16 protein-coding genes are annotated in these 19,786 nt (G+C 64.7%); 10 read left to right on the forward strand and 6 right to left on the reverse strand.

Annotated elements, in window-relative coordinates; genetic code table 11:
• The first annotated feature begins 25 nt into the window (after window positions 1-25).
• The 5 genes from DZK26_RS06465 (at window position 26) to DZK26_RS06485 (ending at window position 7,026) form a co-directional block, all read left to right on the forward strand.
• Window positions 26-616 (forward strand): TetR/AcrR family transcriptional regulator, encoded by a 591-nt coding sequence (locus tag DZK26_RS06465; RefSeq protein WP_116898234.1) that lies wholly within the window; start codon window positions 26-28, stop codon window positions 614-616.
• Window positions 617-724: 108 nt separating this feature from the next.
• Window positions 725-1,852 carry an efflux RND transporter periplasmic adaptor subunit gene (locus tag DZK26_RS06470; RefSeq protein WP_116898356.1) on the forward strand — a complete coding sequence of 376 codons (1,128 nt, stop codon included), beginning with the start codon at window positions 725-727 and terminating at the stop codon, window positions 1,850-1,852.
• The gene (locus DZK26_RS06475) at window positions 1,849-4,920 is read left to right on the forward strand and encodes an efflux RND transporter permease subunit (protein ID WP_116898235.1); all 3,072 of its coding nucleotides are present in this window, start codon (window positions 1,849-1,851) and stop codon (window positions 4,918-4,920) included. The genes DZK26_RS06470 and DZK26_RS06475 overlap by 4 nt, the downstream gene beginning before the upstream one ends.
• Window positions 4,921-5,045: 125 nt before the next feature.
• Window positions 5,046-5,768 (forward strand): helix-turn-helix domain-containing protein, encoded by a 723-nt coding sequence (locus DZK26_RS06480; protein WP_181918385.1) that lies wholly within the window; start codon window positions 5,046-5,048, stop codon window positions 5,766-5,768.
• An 82-nt stretch (window positions 5,769-5,850) separates the two neighbouring features.
• A complete protein-coding gene (locus DZK26_RS06485; RefSeq protein ID WP_116898237.1) occupies window positions 5,851-7,026 on the forward strand; it encodes an alginate export family protein in 1,176 nt (391 codons plus the stop codon).
• Between the two features lie 100 nt (window positions 7,027-7,126).
• Here DZK26_RS06485 and DZK26_RS06490 read toward each other — a convergent pair whose 3' ends face one another.
• Together DZK26_RS06490 and DZK26_RS06495 are read right to left on the reverse strand one after the other, a co-directional pair.
• Window positions 7,127-7,846 (reverse strand): 3'-5' exonuclease, encoded by a 720-nt coding sequence (locus DZK26_RS06490; RefSeq protein WP_116898238.1) that lies wholly within the window; start codon window positions 7,844-7,846, stop codon window positions 7,127-7,129.
• Between the two features lie 2 nt (window positions 7,847-7,848).
• Window positions 7,849-9,762 (reverse strand): DUF294 nucleotidyltransferase-like domain-containing protein, encoded by a 1,914-nt coding sequence (locus DZK26_RS06495; protein ID WP_258870859.1) that lies wholly within the window; start codon window positions 9,760-9,762, stop codon window positions 7,849-7,851.
• 49 nt (window positions 9,763-9,811) lie between these two features.
• Between DZK26_RS06495 and DZK26_RS06500 the strand changes: the two genes are divergently transcribed.
• The 3 genes from DZK26_RS06500 to DZK26_RS06510 all read left to right on the forward strand — a co-directional run bounded on the left by DZK26_RS06500 (window position 9,812) and on the right by DZK26_RS06510 (window position 12,283).
• Window positions 9,812-10,582 carry an SDR family oxidoreductase gene (locus tag DZK26_RS06500; RefSeq protein WP_116898240.1) on the forward strand — a complete coding sequence of 257 codons (771 nt, stop codon included), beginning with the start codon at window positions 9,812-9,814 and terminating at the stop codon, window positions 10,580-10,582.
• An 86-nt stretch (window positions 10,583-10,668) separates the two neighbouring features.
• Window positions 10,669-11,781 (forward strand): hemolysin family protein, encoded by a 1,113-nt coding sequence (locus DZK26_RS06505; RefSeq protein ID WP_116898241.1) that lies wholly within the window; start codon window positions 10,669-10,671, stop codon window positions 11,779-11,781.
• A complete protein-coding gene (locus DZK26_RS06510; protein ID WP_181918386.1) occupies window positions 11,771-12,283 on the forward strand; it encodes a beta-lactamase hydrolase domain-containing protein in 513 nt (170 codons plus the stop codon). The genes DZK26_RS06505 and DZK26_RS06510 overlap by 11 nt, the downstream gene beginning before the upstream one ends.
• A 1-nt stretch (window position 12,284) precedes the next feature.
• On the opposite strand, the gene DZK26_RS06515 is transcribed toward DZK26_RS06510, so the two are convergent.
• The 4 genes from DZK26_RS06515 to DZK26_RS06530 form a co-directional block, all read right to left on the reverse strand.
• Entirely contained in the window at window positions 12,285-13,154 is an 870-nt protein-coding gene (locus DZK26_RS06515) for a U32 family peptidase (protein ID WP_258870860.1), read from the reverse strand.
• Window positions 13,155-13,301: 147 nt separating this feature from the next.
• Window positions 13,302-14,297 (reverse strand): peptidase U32 family protein, encoded by a 996-nt coding sequence (locus DZK26_RS06520; RefSeq protein ID WP_116898358.1) that lies wholly within the window; start codon window positions 14,295-14,297, stop codon window positions 13,302-13,304.
• A 78-nt stretch (window positions 14,298-14,375) separates the two neighbouring features.
• A complete protein-coding gene (locus tag DZK26_RS06525; protein ID WP_220337142.1) occupies window positions 14,376-15,572 on the reverse strand; it encodes an aminotransferase class V-fold PLP-dependent enzyme in 1,197 nt (398 codons plus the stop codon).
• 92 nt (window positions 15,573-15,664) lie between these two features.
• Window positions 15,665-17,146, reverse strand: coding sequence for a UbiD family decarboxylase (locus tag DZK26_RS06530; protein WP_116898244.1), 1,482 nt, complete (start codon window positions 17,144-17,146; stop codon window positions 15,665-15,667).
• 189 nt (window positions 17,147-17,335) lie between these two features.
• On the opposite strand from DZK26_RS06530, the gene DZK26_RS06535 reads away from it, so the two are divergent.
• A complete protein-coding gene (locus DZK26_RS06535; RefSeq protein WP_116898245.1) occupies window positions 17,336-18,472 on the forward strand; it encodes a GGDEF domain-containing protein in 1,137 nt (378 codons plus the stop codon).
• Between the two features lie 111 nt (window positions 18,473-18,583).
• A complete protein-coding gene (locus DZK26_RS06540; RefSeq protein ID WP_116898246.1) occupies window positions 18,584-19,759 on the forward strand; it encodes a hypothetical protein in 1,176 nt (391 codons plus the stop codon).
• Window positions 19,760-19,786 lie beyond the last annotated feature (27 nt).

A 19,786-nucleotide genomic window follows, 5' to 3' on the forward strand; every position in this document is an offset into this window, starting at 1 on the left:
GTAGTTACTCACTTATGACAGGTCCATGCGCAAAACCGGCGAACAGCGACGCGAGGAAATCGTACAGGCCGTGATCCACCTGGCCGCGGAGAACGACGGCGGCCAGATCACGGCCCAGGCCATTGCCGAACGTGTCGGCATTGCCCAGCCGACGGTCTTTCGACACTTCAAGACCCGCGATCGCATTCTCCAGGCGGTGATCGAATGGATCGCGCGCCACCTGCTGGGCGTGGTCGGTTCGGTTGCCGCCGGTTCGGGACCGGCCGACGAGCGCCTGCGCCAGTTGCTCGAGCAGCAGCTTCGCTTCATCTCCAAGCACCGGGGGCTGCCGCGGCTGCTGTTCTCCGAACGCCTGCATCAGGAAAACACCCAACTCAAGGGAGCCGTAAGCAGGATCATGGATGCCTACACCAACACCGTTGCCGGACTGCTTCGCGAAGGGATCGATGATGGCGTGTTTCGTGCCGATCTCGACGCCGACGATACCGCGCGCCTGATCCTGGCCATGATCCAGGGTTTGGTGATGCGCTGGTCCATCCACGAATTCCACTTCGAGCTCCCGAACGAGGCCGAGACCATGTGGCGGCTGCTGGAACCAGCACTGCTCAACCGGTAAAAATTTTTACGATCAAGCAAGTAAGTACTTACTTGTGGATATGAATACGATGCAACTGCATTCGCAATCGGCGCACAGCCCGCCCCAGTGCGAGGCCCGGAGACAGACATGAAACTTTCCGCCAGACCTTCGCCCAAAACGCTGATCGGCCTCACCGTGGGGCTCGCCCTTGTGGTCTGGATCGGCTGGGTCACCGTGGTCAAATATCGCGAGACGGTGGATCCGGAGCCGGCCCGAGCTGCCCCGCCGATTCCGGTGCAGGTAGCAAGCGTGACGCCACAATCGTTTTCCGTGCACCGAAGCTGGCGTGGCAGCATCGACGTGGACGAACGCGCCACGCTCTCGGCCCAGCTCACGGCCACGGTGCTGGCATTGCCTTACCGGGAAGGCCGGCGCGTCGCCGCCGGAGACACGGTCTTTCGTCTGGACGATGCCGAGCTGCAGGCCGAACGCGCACGCCTCGAGGCGGTGATCGAACGCGCAGGCGGCGAGCTCGAGAACGCACGCCGCAATCTCGAACGCCAGCGCGACCTGTTCGCCCGCGAACTCACCCCCGAGAAACTGCTCGACGACGCCGCCCAGCGCGTCGACTCCCTGGCCGCGCAAAAGCGCGAGGCCGAGGCCAATCTGACGCTGGTCGAGACCCGGCTGGAATACGCCACCGGCCGCGCGCCATTTGCAGGCACCGTGCAACGCCTGCACGTCCAGCGCGGAGAACTGGCGCGCGCGGGCAGCCCGGTGCTCGAGCTGGTCGCCGACGATACGCTCAAGGCAGTGGTGCGCGTGGCCCAGACCGATATCGGTCATGTCCGCGAGGGACTGCCGGTGACGGTGGCGATACCCGCACTCGAGCGGGAACTGCAGGGGCACGTCGACCGCATCTACCCTGCGCTGGACGATGCCACGCGCAATGCCACCATCGCCGTCATGCTGCCCGAACAAGCCGCCGGCATGAATGTGGGCATGGCCGCCGTGGTTCATGCCCGCCTCGGAGCCTGGGAAAACGCCCTGACGTTGCCGGCCCAGGCCATTCACAGCGAACACGGGGCCAACTGGGTCTATGTTCCCGACGGCGAAAAGGCGCGGCGACGCACGGTGCGGACCGGGCCCGGCGAAGACGGCCGCATTCTCATCGAAGAAGGGCTTGAAGCCGGTGAGCCTGTCATTCTGACCGCCGATCCGCGCCTGACCGACGGGGCGCGCATCCGCGTTGAAAACGGCGAGCGCAAATCATGAACCGCTGGCCGCAATGGGTGCTTGATCACCGTCACACGGTGATCGCACTGATCATTGCCGCCCTGGTGCTGGGGCTGCAGGCACGCTACGAACTGCCGGTGCGCCTGTTTCCCGACACCGATCCGCCGACGGTCACCGTCATCACGCAGTTTCCCGGCATGGCCGCGGCCGACGTGGACAATGACCTGACCCGGCTGCTGGAAGAAGAGTTCGCCAGCCTCGACGGAATCACCAGCATCAGTTCCAGCAGCCAGATCGGCCTGTCGGTAGTGCGTGCGGAGTTCGACTTCGAAACCACCTCGGCCCTGGCCGCCGTCGATGTACAAAACGCCATCGGACGCGTTCGCCAGGCGTTGCCAGGCGGCATCGAAGAACCGCAGGTGCTGGAATTCTCCACCGCCGACAAACCGATCGTGACCCTGGCGCTGGTCTCCGGGGCACTGCCCGTCGAGCAGGTACGCGAGCTGGCCGACAACGCGGTGCGCGATCGGCTCGAGCGCGTGGCGGGCGTGGCCGCGGTCGACATCTTCGGGGGGCACAAGCTCGAACTGCACGTGGCCATCGACCGCGATCGGCTCGATGCCGCCGGCCTCGACACCGACCGGGTGATGGCCGCCCTCGATGACTGGAACCTGAGCGCGCCCGGCGGGCGCATCAACGAGGGCCGGCGCGAGGCGGTGGTGCGCTTTGACGCGCCCCTGGCTTCGGCCGAGGACGCCGAGAACATCGTGCTCAAGGCCACCGACAGCCGTTTCGTGCGCCTGGGCGATGTTGCCGAAGTGGAACTCACGCCCGGCGAGCAACGCTCGGCGTATCGTCACAACGGACGCCAGGCCATCGCCGTGCAGATCCTCAGACGCGACGATGCCAATACCGTCGAGGTAGCCGCCGGCGTGCGCGAGGCGGTCGACGAACTCGCCAGGGAGCTGCCCGAGATCGAGCTCGTGATTGCCGACGACGATTCGGTCTTCACCGAAAAGGTCATCGACGACATGACCAGCACGGTGATGGTGGCCGTCGCCCTGACCATGATCGTCGTACTGTTGTTTCTGACCAATTGGCGCCAGGCGCTGATCATCGCGCTGTCGATACCCGCCGCTTTCCTGAGCACCTTCATGCTGATGCAGATGGCGGGCCTGGATCTCAACATGGTCAGCATGTCGGCACTGATCCTGGCCATCGGCCTGCTGGTCGACGACGGCATCGTCATCCTCGAGAACATTCACCGTCACTTGAGCGAGCGCGATGTCGGCAGCACCCGCGCGGCCATGGACGGCACCGGCGAGATTCTCGGCGCCAAGCTCGGCGGCTCGCTCACGACCCTGGGCGTACTCGTGCCGTTGATCTTCATGGGCGGGTTCATCGGTGAGCTGTTCCGGCCACTGGCGATGACGCTGGCCTTCGCCCTGGCTTCGTCGTTCGTCATGGCCGTCACCCTCATTCCGCTGCTGGCGGTGTGGTGGCTCAAGCCCGCCGACCCCGAGGCATCGCCGGGACGCATCGCCGGCGCCCTGGACCGGGCCATGCGGGCCACCCGTCATGGCTATCTGTCGGCCCTGTGGACCGCGCTGCGCCACCCCGTCATCACGCTGAGCCTGGCCGCCGTACTGCTGGTGGCGAGTTTCGGCATGCTGCGCCTGATCGGCAGCGAGATGCTGCCGCGCTTCGACTCGGGCAGCTTCCAGGTTCTTGTCGACACGGTGCCGGGCACCCCGGTCGAGGAGACGATGGCGACCCTCGGCGTGGTCGAGGACACGCTGGTCGGCCGCGAAGAGGTGCTCGACGTCGGCATCCGTGTCGGCCACGAACCGGGTGCCCGTTCGATGGGCCAGCGCGGGGCGATGAACCCCAACCAGGCCGAGGTGACCGTGAGCCTGGTGCCGCGCACCGAGCGCGAGCCCAGCCAGTGGGAAATCATGGACGAGGTCCGCCGTGTCCTCGAACAGACCCCGGGCGTGATGCTGGGCGTGCCCCAGGAAATGGGCGGCACGGCGCGCAGCAGCACCGCCGCGCCCGTGGTGGTGCGCATCTCCGGCTACGACCCGGCCAGGCTCGACGAAACCGGCACCCGAGTGCTCGATCACCTGGCCGGCATTCCGGGCATGACCGACCTGTACAAGGACTGGTCACTGGACACCCCGGAAGTACGGGTTCATCTCAACGAGGACCGCGTCAGCGAACTGGGACTGAGCGCGCGTCGCACGGCCGCGGCGGTGCATCGTGCCATCGACGGTCATGTCGCCACCCGCTACCGACAGCCGCCGCGACGTGACCTGGACGTGGTGGTGCGCTACCGCCCCGAGCAGCGGGAGCAGATCGACGATCTCGAAAACATCGTCATTCGAACACCGGCCGGCAGCGTGCCGCTGCGCGAGATCGCCTCGCTGGAAACGGCCAGGGGGCCGCGCATTCTCACCCGCGAGGACGGCCTGCGTACACTCGAGATTCTCGGCTACCACGCCGGGCGGCCGTTGTCGGCGGTCGTTGCCGACGTGGGTGAACGCCTGGCCACCTTCGACCCGCCGTCCGGTCTCGAAGTCGCGCTGGTCGGCGAGCAGGAAGACTTCGGCGAGGCTCGTGCGCGCATGATGAACGCGCTGATGCTTTCGGCGTTGGCCGTCTACCTGCTGCTGGTGGTGCAGTTCTCCAGCTTCGCCCACCCGATCACCATCATGGTGGCAGTCCCCCTGCAATTCATCGGCGCGGCATCGGCCCTGCTGATTGCCGGAAAGTATGTCTCCATGTCGGCGCTGCTGGGCATGATTCTGCTGGTCGGCATCGTGGTCAACAACTCGATCATCCTGCTCGACCTGGCACGGCAGCGAGTGGCATCCGGCGCAAGCCCGGCACGGGCCGTCGGCGTGGCCGTGGCCACCCGCCTGCGCCCGATCCTGATGACCGCGTTGTCGACCATCGCCGGCATGCTGCCGCTGGCACTGGAGATGGCCGTCGGGGCGGAGCGCTTCTCGCCGATTGCCACGGTGATCATCGGCGGCATCATTACCGCCACCGTGCTGACCATGGTGGTGGTGCCGACCCTGTTCGTGTTGGTGCAACGATTCACGTAGGTCCGAAGCCCCCGTACGGCCTTGTCGGGGCGCCTTTCCGGCGAATCTTGACACCGTCGTGATACCGGCTTCGTATGCTAAAGTGAATCCATTGCAACGACCGCGTTTCCGGGGACTCAATGCCAGTGACCAATACAGCCGTCGACCTGGAACAGGTTCGGCGTCAATGTGCCCGATGCGATCTTCGTGAACTCTGTCTCCCGGCAGGCCTGGAGAGTGCCGATGTCGACCGTGTCGATCAGATGGTGGCCGACCGTACCAACCTGGCCGCCGGCGACACGCTCTACCATGCCGGCTCACCGTTTCGGGCGCTGTACGTGATCAAGACGGGTGCCTTCAAGGCGCAGACTGTCTCCGAGGGCGGCGAGCTGCAGATACTCGGGTTTCATCTACCCGGCGAAATCATGGGCTTCGACGCGCTGGCCGGCGAACGCCACCAGTGCAGCGCGGAGGCGCTCGAGGTCTCCAGCGTCTGCCGCCTGCCTTATGCCGAGCTCGAGCGGATCTGTGCGACCGTCCCCGGCCTGCAGCGACAATTCATGCGCCTGGTCAGCCGCGAGATCGGTGACGACCACGACCATATGGCCATGATGGGTCGCAACCAGGCCATCAGCCGGCTGGCGCTTTTCCTGCACAACCTGAGCAAGCGCCAGAGTCGTCTGGGACGCAGTTCCGATCATTTGACGCTGAGCATGTCCCGCGCCGACCTCGCCAATTATCTCGGCCTCGTCCTCGAAACCGTCAGCCGCCTCTTCGGCCGGTTGCAGGAGATGGGACTTATCGAAGTGCGCAGGCGCGAGGTCAAGATTCTCGACATGGCCAGTCTCAAGGAGCTCGGCGACAACTGAACGCCACTTTGATGCGGGTCAAATACAACTTTTGGAACAGCGGACATACTGGCTCCAGTCTTGATGCACTCGGGAGCCAGCCATGCATTCGCCGATCCGCTACAGCCTTGTATTCGTCCTGGCGCTGTCCGGCGCCACGGCAGCCGCCGAAACCGATGATTGGCGACCCTCACTCGACCTCCGCTACAGGCTCGAACTGGTTGATGACGACCGCTTTGTCGAAGACGCCACCGCCTCGACGCTGCGCGCACGCATCGGGCTGATCAGCCCCGACTGGTCGGGCTGGCAATTCGGCATCACGGGCCACGCCAACCAGCATGTCGGCAGCGAGGACTTCAACTCCACCGCCAATGGCCGTACTGCTTATCCGGTCGTCGCCGACCCCGATGATGAAAACATCTCCGAGGCCTGGGTCGGTTATGCGCGGCCGGAAGGCTTTGCAATCAGGGCCGGCCGGCAGCGGCTGATCGAAGACAATGTGCGTTTTCTGGGCAACGTCGGTTTCCGCCAGCTCGAACAGACCTTCGATGCCGTGACCGTGGGCCTGGAACCCGGCGACTGGCGCGTGGATCTGCGCTGGATCGACAAGGCCCATCGCGTCTTCGGTCCCTCCAACCCCAACGACCTGCTGGCCGAGGCGGATCTCAACACCTGGATGGGCACCCTCGCCCGTCCGCTGGGTGAAAACACGCTCGCGCTCTACGCCCACCGTATCGCCTACGACGACCGCGCGGCTTCGCACCGCAACCTGGGCCTGCGCCTGACCGGCCCGCTACCCGGCACGCAGGATTTCAGCTATCGCCTCGAATTCGCCCGCCAGGACGGCATCCGCGAACTCGACGACGTCGACGGCCAGAACTACCTCCATGCTCGTTTGGGCCAGAAACTGGACGGCTGGCACTGGTTCGCCGGCCACGAACGCCTCGGCGGCGACGGCGAATACGCTTTCCAGACGCCACTGGCCACCCTGCACGCCCACAACGGCTGGACGGATCAGTTCCTTGCCACCCCGACCGATGGCCTGATCGACACCTACGTGGCGGCGGGAACGCAACTGGGGCAGTGGACCGGCCTGGTCAAGCTGCACGACTTCCGCAGCGATCGGCGCTCACGGCAGTACGGCCGCGAGTACGGCCTGATGATCAAACGCCCACTGGTCGACTGGCTCTCGTTCGAACTCAAGGCCGCAAAGTTCGACGGCGACGACAACCGCGCCGACGTGCAAAAGGTGTGGTTCACCCTCAACGGAAACTGGTAAGGAGCGTCCTTAGGCACCACACCCGTTTCGAACATTCAAATTTCGGTCATTAGAATTTGTTTGGTACTTGGTGCTTGGAATTTCGAATTTTTAAATCCGCCTATAGCCACCACTCCGAAACTACATCATTCGGACTGCCATGGTAGGCAACCTGCGCCTGGAACAACTCGGCGGTCGCCAGTGCATCGGTCAGCGCGTGATGCGGTGAATACGCCGGCAGCCGGTAGCGGTGCCGCGCATCGGCCAGCCTCAGCGACACCCGGCGGCCGCCGAACCAGGTCATCGGGTTGAGCGTCGGGCGCTGCGTGACGATCTTTTCGATCTGCAGCGTGTCGACGAGCGGGAACATGAGACCTTCCCCGAAGCGGCGCAGGAAGGCGTTATAGAGAAAGCGCCGCTCGATGGCGTGATAGTGCACCACGGCCACCCGGCCGGAAAGCGCCTCGAGCAGTTCGTCGGCGACGTCTTCCAGGTCCGGGGCATCGGTGATTTCGTGGTGCGTGATGTGGTGAATGGTGATCGAGTGCGCGTCGATCTCGCGACGCGGCCTGAGCACCCGGTAGTAGCCTTGGGCCGGGCGGATACGCCGGAGTGAAAACGGCACCATACCGATACTGACAATCCCGTGGCGCTTCGGGTCGAGTCCGGTCGTCTCGAGATCGAGCGCAACCATCGGCACGTCGGCAAGCGTTGTATCGGCTGCGAGCGCCCCGCGGCGATAATAATCGCGAATCAGCGCCACGCCACTCTGCCCGGCCAGCTCGCCGAAACGCGCCTGCCAGTCAACCGGAGACCGCGAGGCCTTCCTGCGCGGAAACATCACTAGCGCGTCCGCACCGGCCGGTAGCGGAAGCGGATGAACTTCTGGGCATTGGCCAGCACCTTGAAAGCATCCTTGAGGCTGCGCCGCTCGAAGGCCGACAGGGTTTCGGGATCGATGTTGTTGTTGGCCTCGCCGCCGCGTTCGGCATCCCAGGCCTGGTGGCGCGCCCGCACCATGGCGATGAACTCCAGCGAATCGCGCAGATCCGCGGCCATGCTCGCGGTCAGGTAACCGGCGGCCACCGTGTCTTCGAGCCGGCGGAACGAGTTCTGCGACTGTGAGCCGGCCGCCAGGGCATGCACCCGGATGACGTCGACCAGCGGTGCGGTGCCCCGACGCTTGAGGTTGATCGAGTTCTCGTGACGCCCGCCTTGTTCGAGCACAAAGTCGCGGAAAAACCCCAGCGGCGGCGTGCGATTGTTGGCGTTGATCGCCAGGCAACCCAGAAACGCCGGCTCGGCGCTGGCCTCCCTGGAAATCAATGCGTTGAGCTCGTCGGCCATGCTGGTCACGCCGGCCACACCGTCGAGGTCGAAAAAGATCGAGCTGTGCAGCAAGCGCTCGGCGTTGGGACGATGGATCCACTCCATGAACTGCTTCTTCCACACCGACAGTGGCTGCCGCCATTTCTTGTTGGTGGCCATGATGTCGCCCGTGCAGTAGACGTAACCGGCCCGATGCAGGCCGTCGCTGACGAACTGGGCCAACTCCTGGAAATATTCGTCATGGGCGCCGGGGTCGAAGTCGTCGTCCAGGACCATGGCATTGTCCTGGTCGGTGTAGAGAAACTGCTCGTCACGGGCCATCGATCCCAGCGCGAGAAAGCAGTAAGGCACCGGCGGCGGCCCGAGCTTTTCCTCGCCCAGCTCGAGCAGGCGCTGCTTGAAGGTTCTGCCGATGGTGGCCATGGCCGAGCCGATCATGTGGGAATTGGCATCCTCGTTGACCATGCGGATGAAGGTCGCCGCCACCGAAGGCTTCAGTTCCTCGAGTTCCTCGTGCGAGTTGCAGTGGAAGATGTTGCGAACCACGAACAGACTGTTCTGTGTTTCGTGGTGAATGATGTCGGCCAGATCGAGCACGCCGACGGGCCGGTGATGATCGAGCACGGGCAGGTGATGCACGTTCTCGCGCAGCATCACCAGCAAGGCATCGAACAGGAACTGGTCGCGCTGCACGCTGGCGACGTTGCCCGACATCGCCTCACCCACCGCCGTGGACGGCGGTAGCCCCTCGGCCACGATGCGCCTTCGCAGATCGCTGTCGGTGAGAATGCCGGCAAGCACCAGGTTGTCGTCTTCACCCTCGACAGTATCTTCGACCACGAGAACCGAGGTAACCCGCTCTTCGGTCATCAATCGCGCCGCGTCCTCGACGCTTGCCGAGACACTGACCGTCACGGGAGGGTGGCGGATCAGCTTGCCGGTGCGCAGGGTCAGCAGGGGGTTGTCGCCGGCCTGCTGCTGCGCGGCCTGCCTGAGCCGGGTGCGATCCTCCACTTCGACGTAGTCGGCGAAGGCGACGTTGCTGTCGAAAAGCCGGCGAAACAGATCGCCGGGAATGAAATAGATGAGCGTGTCCTCGAGCGCTCGCGCGGGAAACCGGGCGGGCTTGTCACTGAGCAGCCCGAGCTGGCCGAAGATGTCACCCTCGCCCAGGCGATTGTAGAGTTCGCCGCTGCGGCGGAACAACTCCACCGATCCGCTGCGAATGTAGTGCAGATCGTGGATTTCGTCGCCCAGGCTGACGATGTCGGTGCCGGCGCGGTAATAGTTCACCTCGATCGAGCAGGCCACCTCTTCGAGTTCTTCCTCCGTCAGGAAACTGAAGGGCTCGCGCCCTTTCAGATGCTCGCGAAACTCGACCTGCTCGATTTCCATCCCGTATTGCCCCGCGTCGATGAACGCTTTCATGGTACCGCGCTGCGTTGAGTGGTCGCGTTCACCCGGCGATAATGCTGGCATGAATGATTCGACAACTGATTTGTGGTCCCTTACGGGTTGTCGCGCTCTGGTTACGGGTGCGAGCCGCGGCATCGGCCTGGCGGTTGCCCGCTCGCTGTGCGAGCGCGGTGCGGAGGTGTGGATGACGGCGCGCGGCCGGGAACGGCTGAATGCGGCCGCGGATGCGTTGACGTCGGAAGGCTGGAAGGTCCACGCCCTGGCCGCCGACGTGACCGATGCCGGGGCGCGCGAGGCATTGCTGGACGACCTCGACGAACCGCTGCATATCCTCGTCAACAACGCCGGCTACAACATCCGCAAGCCGGCGCTGGACTACACCGAAGATGAACTGCGCGGCATTCTCGACACCAACCTGGTGGCCAGCTTCGAGCTCGCCCGCGCCGCCCATTCCAGGCTGAAGGCAGCCGGGTCGGCCAGCGTGGTGAATCTATCGTCGGTAGCCGGCCTGAAGCATCTTCGCACCGGCGCACCCTATGCCATGAGCAAGGCGGCCATGAACCAGATGACGCGCAATCTCGCCGCCGAATGGGCCGGCGACGGCATCCGCGTCAACGCCGTCGCGCCCTGGTACATCGACACACCGCTAGCGAAGCAGGTGCTCGACGATCCCGATTTCCTGGCCGACGTACTCTCGCGCACCCCGCTCAAGCGCATCGGCCGCCCCGAAGAGGTTGCGGCAACGGTCGCCTTCCTGTGCATGCCGGCGGCCGGCTACATCACCGGCCAGACACTGCCGGTCGACGGCGGCTTCAGCATCTACGGGTTCTGAGCGACGCAGCGCGAGCCCTCGGCCGGTGCACATGATCGGGTGAACGGTCCGCTACAATGCCAGGCCCATTCAATGATCGGGGCGGTATGGCCTTACTGGCGTTCTACCTGTTTCTTGCCGTCGGCGTCTCCTTCCTCTGCTCGATTCTGGAAGCGGCTCTATTGAGCATTACGCCGGCCCATATTGCCGTACTCAACGAACGCGGCAGCCGCGCGGGCAAGCGGCTCAGACGGCTCAAGCGCGACATCGACCAGCCACTGTCGGCCATCCTCAGCCTCAACACGGTGGCGCACACATTCGGGGCCGCCGGCGTCGGCGCCCAGGCGCAGGTGGTCTTCGGCCAGGCGTGGCTGAGCCTCGCCTCGGCCGTCGTCACCCTGCTGATCCTGGTCTTTTCCGAGATCATTCCCAAGACCCTGGGGGCGACCCATGCCAAGGCCCTCGCCGGCTTCACCGCGGCCACCTGCATCGTGCTGATCTACCTCACCTGGCCGCTGGTGCAGCTTTCGAAGCTGATCACCCGCTGGCTGGCGAAAGACAAGTCGGCCCCGACAGTCAGCCGCGAAGAATTCCGCGTACTAGCACAGACGGGTTCGCGCGAGGGCGTGTTCGAAGAAGAAGAGTCGAACATCTTCGCCAACCTGATCCGCTTCAGCGCCATCCGCGTCGAGGACATCATGACACCGCGCATGGCCGTGTTGATGCTGCGCTGCGACCAGACGGTCAGCGAGATCATGGATTCGTCGACGGCCATGAGCTTCTCGCGTTTTCCCGTCTACGGCGAATCCGACGAGGACATCCGCGGCTACGTGCTCAAGACCGATATCATGCTGACACAGGCTCAGGGGCACGGCGACACACCCCTGGAAGAACTCAAGCGCGAAGTTCTTTTCGTGCCCGAGTTCGTGTCGCTGCAGAACCTCTTCAGCCAACTGCTGGCCCGCCAGGAGCACTTTGCCGTGGTGGTCGACGAGTACGGTGGCCTGGCCGGCGTGGTTACCATGGAAGACGTCCTCGAAACCCTGCTGGGCATGGAGATCGTCGACGAGAGCGACACCGTCGAAGACCTGCGCCATGCCGCGCGGGAAAAATGGAAAGCCCGGGCCCGCAAGCTGGGCATGGACTGGCCGCCGCCGGAGGAAGACGGCGACCGGGAATCACCGAAACCCGGACAAGAGGAGCGAAGCGATGAAGACTAAGATTGTCAGCCTGTTGGGTGTGTTGTTACTGCTCGGCGCCTGCGCGACGACGCAGGAGACCGTGCGCTGGCCCGAAATCGACGGGGCACACACACCCGCTTCCAACCGCATGATCATCGGCCAGCCGACCCCCGCCGAATTGGTGGCGGCTGAAAGAGCCGGGGTACAGCACGTGGTCAACGCCCGTGATATCGGCGAATTCGAGGCCTGGGACGAAGGCGAACTGGTCGATTCCCTGGCCATGACCTACCACCGCGTACCGATCGGCAGCGCCGACGACCTCGACCGCGAAGCCGTGGCCGCTTTCGACCGCATCCTGGCCGAGATCGGCGACGCTCCGGCCCTGCTGCACTGCGCCTCGGGCAACCGCATCGGGGCTCTTTACGCCCTGCGCGCGGCCTGGATCCAGGGTGAAGACGCGGAATCGGCCATCGAGATCGGCAAAGCCCGCGGCCTGACCAGCCTGGAAGCGCCGGTGCGCGAAAAGCTCGCCGACGAGTGACTCAGTTCATGCCCGCTTTTCCCTGCCAGTAACCGCTGACCGAAGCAGGCTGGGGCTGGACCGGTTCGCCCGCCAGGGCTGCTCGAAAGCGTTCGATCACCGCGGACATTTCCAGTTGCTGCGGCGACAGGCGCAGGATATCGATACCGTCCGCTGCGAGGGCTTCGGCGTGCGGACTCAGATCCTGGACGGCGCCCGACTGCACCTGGATACCGTTCATGTTGAGGAAAGGCTGGTCCTCACGGGTTCTGACCATCTGCCCCTCGGGATGGTCGATGCAGACGAAGCCGCACTGGTCCTTGCCGCGGCCGACCGAGCGAGCGGTGAAGCAGCGCGCCGAATGAGACAGGGGAATCCGGCCGTAGGCAAGCAACTCGATTTCAGGACGATTGGTTGCATCGCCGCGAAGCGAGGCGAGGTGCGCACGATCCAGCTCCACCGGCGCAACCATGCGAAACAGCCCGGCTTCTTGCAGCAGGGCCAATGCTCGGTGGTTGTAGATGTTCACACCCTGACCGGCGACGAAGGGTACGCCGAGTTCGCGGCACAACTCGATCGCCGACAGATCGCCGGCCTCGACGGCAAACTCGCCGTTTTCCACGATGCGCTTGCACATCGACAGTTCGGAGGCCGCTTCGATCAGCGTCAGGGTCGACAGCACCACTTCGTGACCGGCTTCGGCGAGCTCCCGACCCAGCGCCATCCAGTCGTCGAGCCGCAGTTCACGACGTTTTGAACACACCGTCTCGCCCAGGTAGATAATGTCGACCGGCTCCCCGGCCATCGACTCGTAGAAAGCGAGCGTCTTATCCCGCGGCCAGAAGTACTGTAGTGGTCCCAGGGAAAGCTTCATCGATGTCGATTCACTCATGATCGGCTTGTCCATTCAAGATGCAACCACTGAAAGCACGGAAGCGCACGGAAGTTTTTGCTTGACCGTTTCGGTCGTCGCACTGCCTTACCCGTAATGGTGTTTCCGTGCCTTCAGTGTCTTCCGTGGTTCCAGGAATTTGGATTCTCACTGCCAGGCGCGCTGGTAAGGTCCCAGAGTGACCTGGCTGCCTTCGGACAGGCGCGTCAGTTCGCTCTGCCATTCGGGCTCGGTGGCAAAGGCTTCCGGATCGGCTTCGAGCCGGTCGATCGCTTCGCGCCAGATGCGCGCGACCGTACCGACGTAGGCCGGGCTGCGTTGGCGACCCTCGATCTTGACGGCCGATATGCCGGCCGCCTTCAACCGCGGCAGCAGTTCGAGGGTATTGAGGCTGGTCGGTTCCTCGAGCGCATGGACGATCTCGTCGCTGACCTGGTAGCGGCCCTTGCAAAGCACCGGATAGCCCGCGGGTTCGTCGTCGGAAAAACGGTCGATCAGCACGCCATTGAGCCGCGCGGTCTTGCCTTCGGGCGTGTCTTCCCAGGCGACGAACTCGGCCGGCGAGCAGACCCCCGCCAGGTTGGGCGACTTGCCCGTGACATAGCTGGAGAGCTGGCAGCGGCCCTCGACCATGATGCACAGGCTGCCGAAGGCGAAGACTTCGAGTTCAACCGGCGTTTTGCGCGCCAGCTGTTCGACCTGCTGGATGGCCAGAACACGCGGCAGCACGGCGCGGGAAATGCCGAATTGCTCGTGAAAGAACTTCAGCGCGGCCGCCGTCGTCGCCGAACCCTGCACGGACAGGTGCCGGCGGATACCGGGGTGTTTGCGCGCGGCGTAGTCCATCACCGCCATCTCGGCGATGATCAGCGCGTCCACCCCCAGATCGGCCGCCCGGTCAACGGCCGAGTACCACTGCGACAGCCGATCGGAAGTCGGATAGGTATTGAGTGCGACATAGACCTGGCAGCCGCGCGAGCGTGCATGCGTCAGCGCCTTGTCGATGTCGCGATCGGAGAAGTTCAGTCCCGGAAATGCGCGCGCATTGGTGGCGTCACGGAATCCCAGGTAGACGGCGTCGGTGCCGTTGTTCACCGCCTCGGTCAAGGCCGGCAGGGAACCGGCCGGGCAGACGAGCTTGATGGGCATTGCAATCAGGCCGTGCGAATGTTGAAGACGCAACAGGATGACTCGCAGGCCACCGATTGTCCTTGATGGCCGTCAACCCGGCCCACCGGCATCCCGGATGGCGTCGACCGCTTCCAGGATGCGCCCGGGTTCATCGAGGGAATTGGGCCAGTGCGGCGAGAAGCGGATCCAGCCGTCGGGACTGGCGCAGGCAATGCCGTGGTCAGCCAGCGCCTGTACCCAGGCGGGCGCCTGTGCGGCATCCTCGGGACGAACGCTCAGAATGCCGGAACGCCCGTCAGCCCGGTTCATTCGCGCCGACTCGAAACCGCGCTCGACCAGTCCCGGCTCGAGCGCGTCGTGCCAGGCCTGTACATGCTCGAAGATGCGCTCGATGCCGATCGTCTCGAGCACAGCGAGACCGGCTTCCAGGCCGGCGGCACCGAGCGTGTTGGGGGTACCGGCCTCGGCCATCAGGGCACCGGCGCGAAACGGCCGGTCGTAGCGAAGTTCGCCGGGCGCACGGGACAGGAAAGCGAAGGCGTCTTCGTGGCTGAGCCAGCCGGCCATGTTCGGCTCCAGCGCCGATGCACGCGCCGGCGCGACATGGAGAAAACCGACCCCCTCCGGCGCCATCAGCCACTTGTGACTGCCGCAGGCGAGGTAGTCGATGCCCAGCGTCTCGACATCCAGCGGCACGATGCCGGCCGCCTGGATCGCGTCGACGAACAATTCCGTCTGGTAACGCCTGCACAACTCGCCCATGGGCTCGAGCGGCATGCGCTGGCCGGTGGTGAACTGCACCGCGCTGACCGCTACCAGGCGCACACCACGCTTCAACTCGGCTTCGAAACGCTCGAGCGCCGCATCCCGGTCGACGCGGAAATCGTCGGCCTTGAGCCAGACCAGTTCGAGCCCGTAACGCCGAGCCGCCTGCTGCCAGGGCGTGATATTGGTGGGAAACTCGCCGTCGAAGACCAGCACCCGATCGCCCGCTTGCCAGGGCAACCCCTGCGCGATGGCGATGATCCCCGCCGAGGTATTGGCCGTCAGCGCCACGCTGTCGGCGGGCGCACCGATCAGCCGGGCGAGGGATTCGCGCAGGCGTTCGCGCCGCGCCACCTCCTCGACATACCAGGCCATGCCCTGCTCGGCATAACCGGCCAGCACGGCATCGACCGCTGCACGCACGAGCTCCGACGGCGGCGACAGCGAGGCGTGGTTGGCATAGACGTCCGTTCGCAGCGACGGGAAAAGCGCCCGACTGCCGGGTCTGGGCTTTGGGTTCACTTGTGATTGCCTCCACTCGTGTTCGGTAATCCTCCGGCGACCACCACTTTACCGGACGGACGTCACCTTTCGGGCCCCACCAGCTTCAGCGATCATCCGATCCCGGCAAGGCCCGGGATCGACTGCATCAGGGCTTCGACGCGCTTTTCCACCTCGGGGTCGGGCACGATCGCGTCCGGCCAGGCGCGCGTCGTCTCGGCCGGCCATTTGCGGGTGGCATCCAGACCCAGCTTCGAACCCAGGCCCGGTTCAGGGCCGGCGAAGTCAAGCGCATCGACCGGTGTACGCTCGACCAGCATCGAGTCGCGCCCCGGATCGACATGGTTGGCAATGGCCCAGAGCACCTCGTTGCCGTCGCGGATGTCGATATCGGCATCGAACACGATGACGAACTTGGTATAGGTGAACTGCCGCAGATACGACCAGACGCCCATCATCATCCGGCGCGCATGGCCTGGATAGCGCTTGTCGATCGAGACCAGGGCGATGCGATAGGAACAGGCGGCCGGCGGCAGGTAGAAATCCCGCACCTCGGGAAAGATGCCGCGCAGGATCGGCACGAAGAGGTCGTTGAGTGCCGAAGCAAGAATCGACGGCTCGTCGTGCGGCGACTGGCCCATGAAGCTGCCCTGGTAGATGGCGCCATCACGCAGCGAAACCCGCTCGACGGTAAAAACGGGATAGCGGCCCCGGGCGTTGTAGTGGCCGGTATGGTCGCCGAACGGGCCCTCGATCGCCGTGTCGCCGGGATGGATGTGCCCCTCGAGCAGTATTTCGGTACCGGCCGGTACCTCGAGTCCGCTCAGCGATGCACGCACGACCTCGCTTCGCGCACCTCGCAGCAGGCCGGCAAACTGCATCTCCGAGAGGGTATCCGGCACCGGCGAGACGGCCGCCAGGGTGGTGGCCGGGTCGGCGCCGATGGCGACTGCCAGCGGAAAGGGTTTGTCCGGGTGGTTTTGCTGCCACTCGGCGAAGTCCTGGGCGCCGCCGCGGTGGGCGAGCCAGCGCATGATCACCCGGTTGCGGCCGATCAGCTGTTGCCGGTAGATACCAATGTTCTGGCGCCCCAGGCGGGCGTTGTGCGTAATGACCAGACCGAGCGTGATCAGCCGCCCGGCGTCGCCCGGCCAGCACTGCTGGATGGGCAGCTGTTCCAGATCGATGTCGCCGTCCTTCAGCACGTTGTCCCGAAATACGCCATGCTCGACGCGCTTCGGCGCCATCAACGCGATCTGGCCCAGCTCGGGCCAGTCCGACAGCGCCGACTTCAGCGAACGCGGCAAGCGCGGCTGCTGCAGGCGGGCCAGCAATTCGCCGAGTTCCTCGAGCCGGCTGATCGGCCGTCCGCCCAGCACCGCCTCGATGCGGCGTCGGTGCCCGAACAGGTTGAGCAACAGGGGATGCCCGCTGCCGGCAGGATTGTTCATCAACAGCGCCGGCCCCTTCGCCGCCTGCACGCGCCGCGCCAGCGCCGTGACCTCGAGGATGGGATCGACCGGCTCGTCGACCTCGACCAGATCCTCCCGGGCAGTCAGATCGGACAGAAATCCACGCAGATCGCGATAGGGCATGTCACAGCTCCAGCCTGAACCGCACAAGCCTACTGCGCCCGGCCCCGGGCTTCCTTGTTGGCCGTCAAGTCGGCCGAATGCTCGCAGCAAGCCCGATAGAATCCCCCGCTCTTGCGCAGGGTCAAAGCGGGGTTCGACACGGGGTCTAAACTGACCGTGTATCGCAATCGTTCAAAAGGGGAATTCGCGATGGACTCGACCAGGTCGGCCGCCGAAAGCCTGCCGGAAACGCACAGTGAGCAGCGGAACATTGCGCACACCATGGCGCTGGCGGTAGCCGGCCTCGCGCTTTTGATCGTTCCCTCTTACCAGTTCGTGGAATGGCAGCTCGATCAGGCCAGTGCGGAACATCTGTGGCTGCACGCCCAATGGCGCTCACTGGTGGTCGTCGCGGCGCTCGCGACCCTTGCGTGGTGCTTCACACATCCGGACGGTCGCGGCGCGCCAGTCGTGCTCAGGCTGCTCAGCCTGAGCATCATGTGCATGATGTTCGGCATGTTCGCCAGTGACTACCTGCATGAAGCAGACTCACTCGGGCGAATGGTGCAAGGGCTGATCATGACCACGTTCGCGGTCTCCCTGGTCTCACTGCGCGGCGGGCGCGAGCTGCTCGTGCTGTTCGGCCTGCCGTTTGCGGGCACGATGATCGGACTCTACGCACTGGGCGCTTCGCTGCACGACGTTGTCGTGACCCTGTTCGACCCGCTGATGATGGCCGTGATCGCCCTGACCATTTCGGAAATCTTCTATCGGACGAGGATTCGCATACTGGTTCTCGATGAGCAACTGAGACAACTGGCAACGACCGACGCCCTGACCGGACTGGGCAACCGACGGCAAGTCGAGAACCAGATCGCCGTGGAGATGGCCCGAGCCAGGCGTCACGACTCGACGTTCGCTTTGATCCTGGGCGACCTCGACCACTTCAAGAACGTCAACGACCGCTTCGGTCACAGCACGGGGGACGCCGTACTGTCCGAGATCGGCCGAATCCTGCGTTCGAATATCCGTGTGGAGGACCGTGCGGTGCGCTGGGGCGGCGAGGAATTCCTGATCCTGCTGCCTGCCACCGGGCGCGACGAAGCGATGGCGGTCGCCGAGAAGATTCGCTCGATCATTGCCGAATCGCCGCTGCACTGCGACGGCCATGAAGTCCCGGTGACCATCAGCTTCGGTGTGGCTGCCTTCAACGGCGAAAGCGATGTCGCCGACCTGATCAAGCGCGCCGACGCGGCCATGTATCGCGCCAAGCGCAAAGGCCGAAACCGCGTGTGCGCGGCCAATGGCGACACCAATGCCGATGCGGACCGGCCGCTGATCGCATAGCAGGCAGCCGCGTATCAATATCGACAGCCGGCCAGGGTCTCGCTGTTGGCCTGCCTTGTGCTGGGGGGTGCGCTAGACTGGTCATTCGTTTGGCATGTAGCAGGCATCCCCATGAAACACCTCGTCTCCGCATTGATCCTCGCAACCGCCCTGTCGCTGGCATCGACCGCCCAGGCGGCCCTGCCCGGCGGCATCAGCGGCCACTGGTACAACCCCGACCAATCCGGACACGGCCTTTCGGTCACCCTTGCCAATCCGGAACTCGCCATCGTCGTCTGGCATGTTTTCGACACAGACGGCAATCCGATGACGCTCTACATCGAGGGCGAAGTCTCCGGCCGTACGATCGAGGGAACGGCCTACGCGCCAAAGGGCATGCGTTTCGGCATGTTCGATCCCGCGGATTTCGAAGCGCCGCAATGGGGCGAAGTCGATCTCGAGTTCGACAATTGCGTGGAGGCGACCCTGCGCTGGGACTCATCGGATCCTGCCTTCGGCAGCGGCTCGATGCCAGTGGAGCGGCTGGCCTTTACCCACGGCCTGGACTGCAAGCCGCCATCAACCGGTGATGTACCGGCCGGCCTGTACAACGGAAGAACCCAAGCCGAAGACCGCATCGACGAGGACTTCCAGGCCGTGGTCGATCTCGAGGGTCGGCTCTGGGGCATGGACCGCGGCAGGAATCCCATCCCCAGCCCGATGTGGGTCGGCGGCCGCCTGCCCTGGGTGGTGCTGGGCCGGCCGGTCGATGCGAACTCGTCATTCGAATACGAAGGCCGGGCCAGCAAGATGTACTGGACCTTTCCCTGGTCCGAAGTCCGCGACCACTTCGCCGCAAGCGGAGAGTGGTTCGGCCCGACTGGTGGTGGCGAGCTGCGGTGGCTGGACGGCGACAGCCGTGAATGGACGCTGACCTGGTCGCCGGCCACCGAAACCGACAAGTCGCTGGTCGCGCCGCTGACGCTTTCGGCACTGGCCGGTCGCTACGAGGTGCCGATGAGCGACCAGACCCCGGGCGGCGCCACGGGCTGGCTTGAAATCGGCGCCGACGGCAGTCTGTGCATCGAAATGCCGGCCTCCTACGGCAACACGGACAAGGCGTGTCACTTCACCGGCCAAGTTCGCCTGCCCGACGGCGATGCGGGCCTGGTGGATTTCGAGACGGGCACTTACCACGGCCGCGGATACATGGCTGACGGTCCCGATGGCCTTGAACTTGTGCTTGTCGGCGATGATCACCTCGGCAACAAAGGCGGCTTCGGCCTGGTGGCTTATCCGGAATCCTGACCCCGCTCAGGGTCAACAACCCTCAAA

It is taken from the genome of Wenzhouxiangella sp. 15190, from assembly GCF_003417465.1.
Lineage (GTDB): Bacteria > Pseudomonadota > Gammaproteobacteria > Xanthomonadales > Wenzhouxiangellaceae > Wenzhouxiangella.

What these genes read in the sequence shown, in the direction of transcription:
- DZK26_RS06490 (WP_116898238.1), bottom strand. Translation starts at nt 7,846, where the DNA reads ATGTTTCCGCGCAGGAAGGCCTCGCGGTCTCCGGTTGACTGGCAGGCG.
- DZK26_RS06540 (WP_116898246.1), top strand. Translation starts at nt 18,584, where the DNA reads ATGAAACACCTCGTCTCCGCATTGATCCTCGCAACCGCCCTGTCGCTG.
- DZK26_RS06470 (WP_116898356.1), top strand. Translation starts at nt 725, where the DNA reads ATGAAACTTTCCGCCAGACCTTCGCCCAAAACGCTGATCGGCCTCACC.
- DZK26_RS06515 (WP_258870860.1), bottom strand. Translation starts at nt 13,154, where the DNA reads ATGAGTGAATCGACATCGATGAAGCTTTCCCTGGGACCACTACAGTAC.
- DZK26_RS06500 (WP_116898240.1), top strand. Translation starts at nt 9,812, where the DNA reads ATGAATGATTCGACAACTGATTTGTGGTCCCTTACGGGTTGTCGCGCT.
- DZK26_RS06510 (WP_181918386.1), top strand. Translation starts at nt 11,771, where the DNA reads ATGAAGACTAAGATTGTCAGCCTGTTGGGTGTGTTGTTACTGCTCGGC.
- DZK26_RS06530 (WP_116898244.1), bottom strand. Translation starts at nt 17,146, where the DNA reads ATGCCCTATCGCGATCTGCGTGGATTTCTGTCCGATCTGACTGCCCGG.
- DZK26_RS06465 (WP_116898234.1), top strand. Translation starts at nt 26, where the DNA reads ATGCGCAAAACCGGCGAACAGCGACGCGAGGAAATCGTACAGGCCGTG.
- DZK26_RS06535 (WP_116898245.1), top strand. Translation starts at nt 17,336, where the DNA reads ATGGACTCGACCAGGTCGGCCGCCGAAAGCCTGCCGGAAACGCACAGT.
- DZK26_RS06475 (WP_116898235.1), top strand. Translation starts at nt 1,849, where the DNA reads ATGAACCGCTGGCCGCAATGGGTGCTTGATCACCGTCACACGGTGATC.
- DZK26_RS06485 (WP_116898237.1), top strand. Translation starts at nt 5,851, where the DNA reads ATGCATTCGCCGATCCGCTACAGCCTTGTATTCGTCCTGGCGCTGTCC.
- DZK26_RS06495 (WP_258870859.1), bottom strand. Translation starts at nt 9,762, where the DNA reads ATGAAAGCGTTCATCGACGCGGGGCAATACGGGATGGAAATCGAGCAG.
- DZK26_RS06505 (WP_116898241.1), top strand. Translation starts at nt 10,669, where the DNA reads ATGGCCTTACTGGCGTTCTACCTGTTTCTTGCCGTCGGCGTCTCCTTC.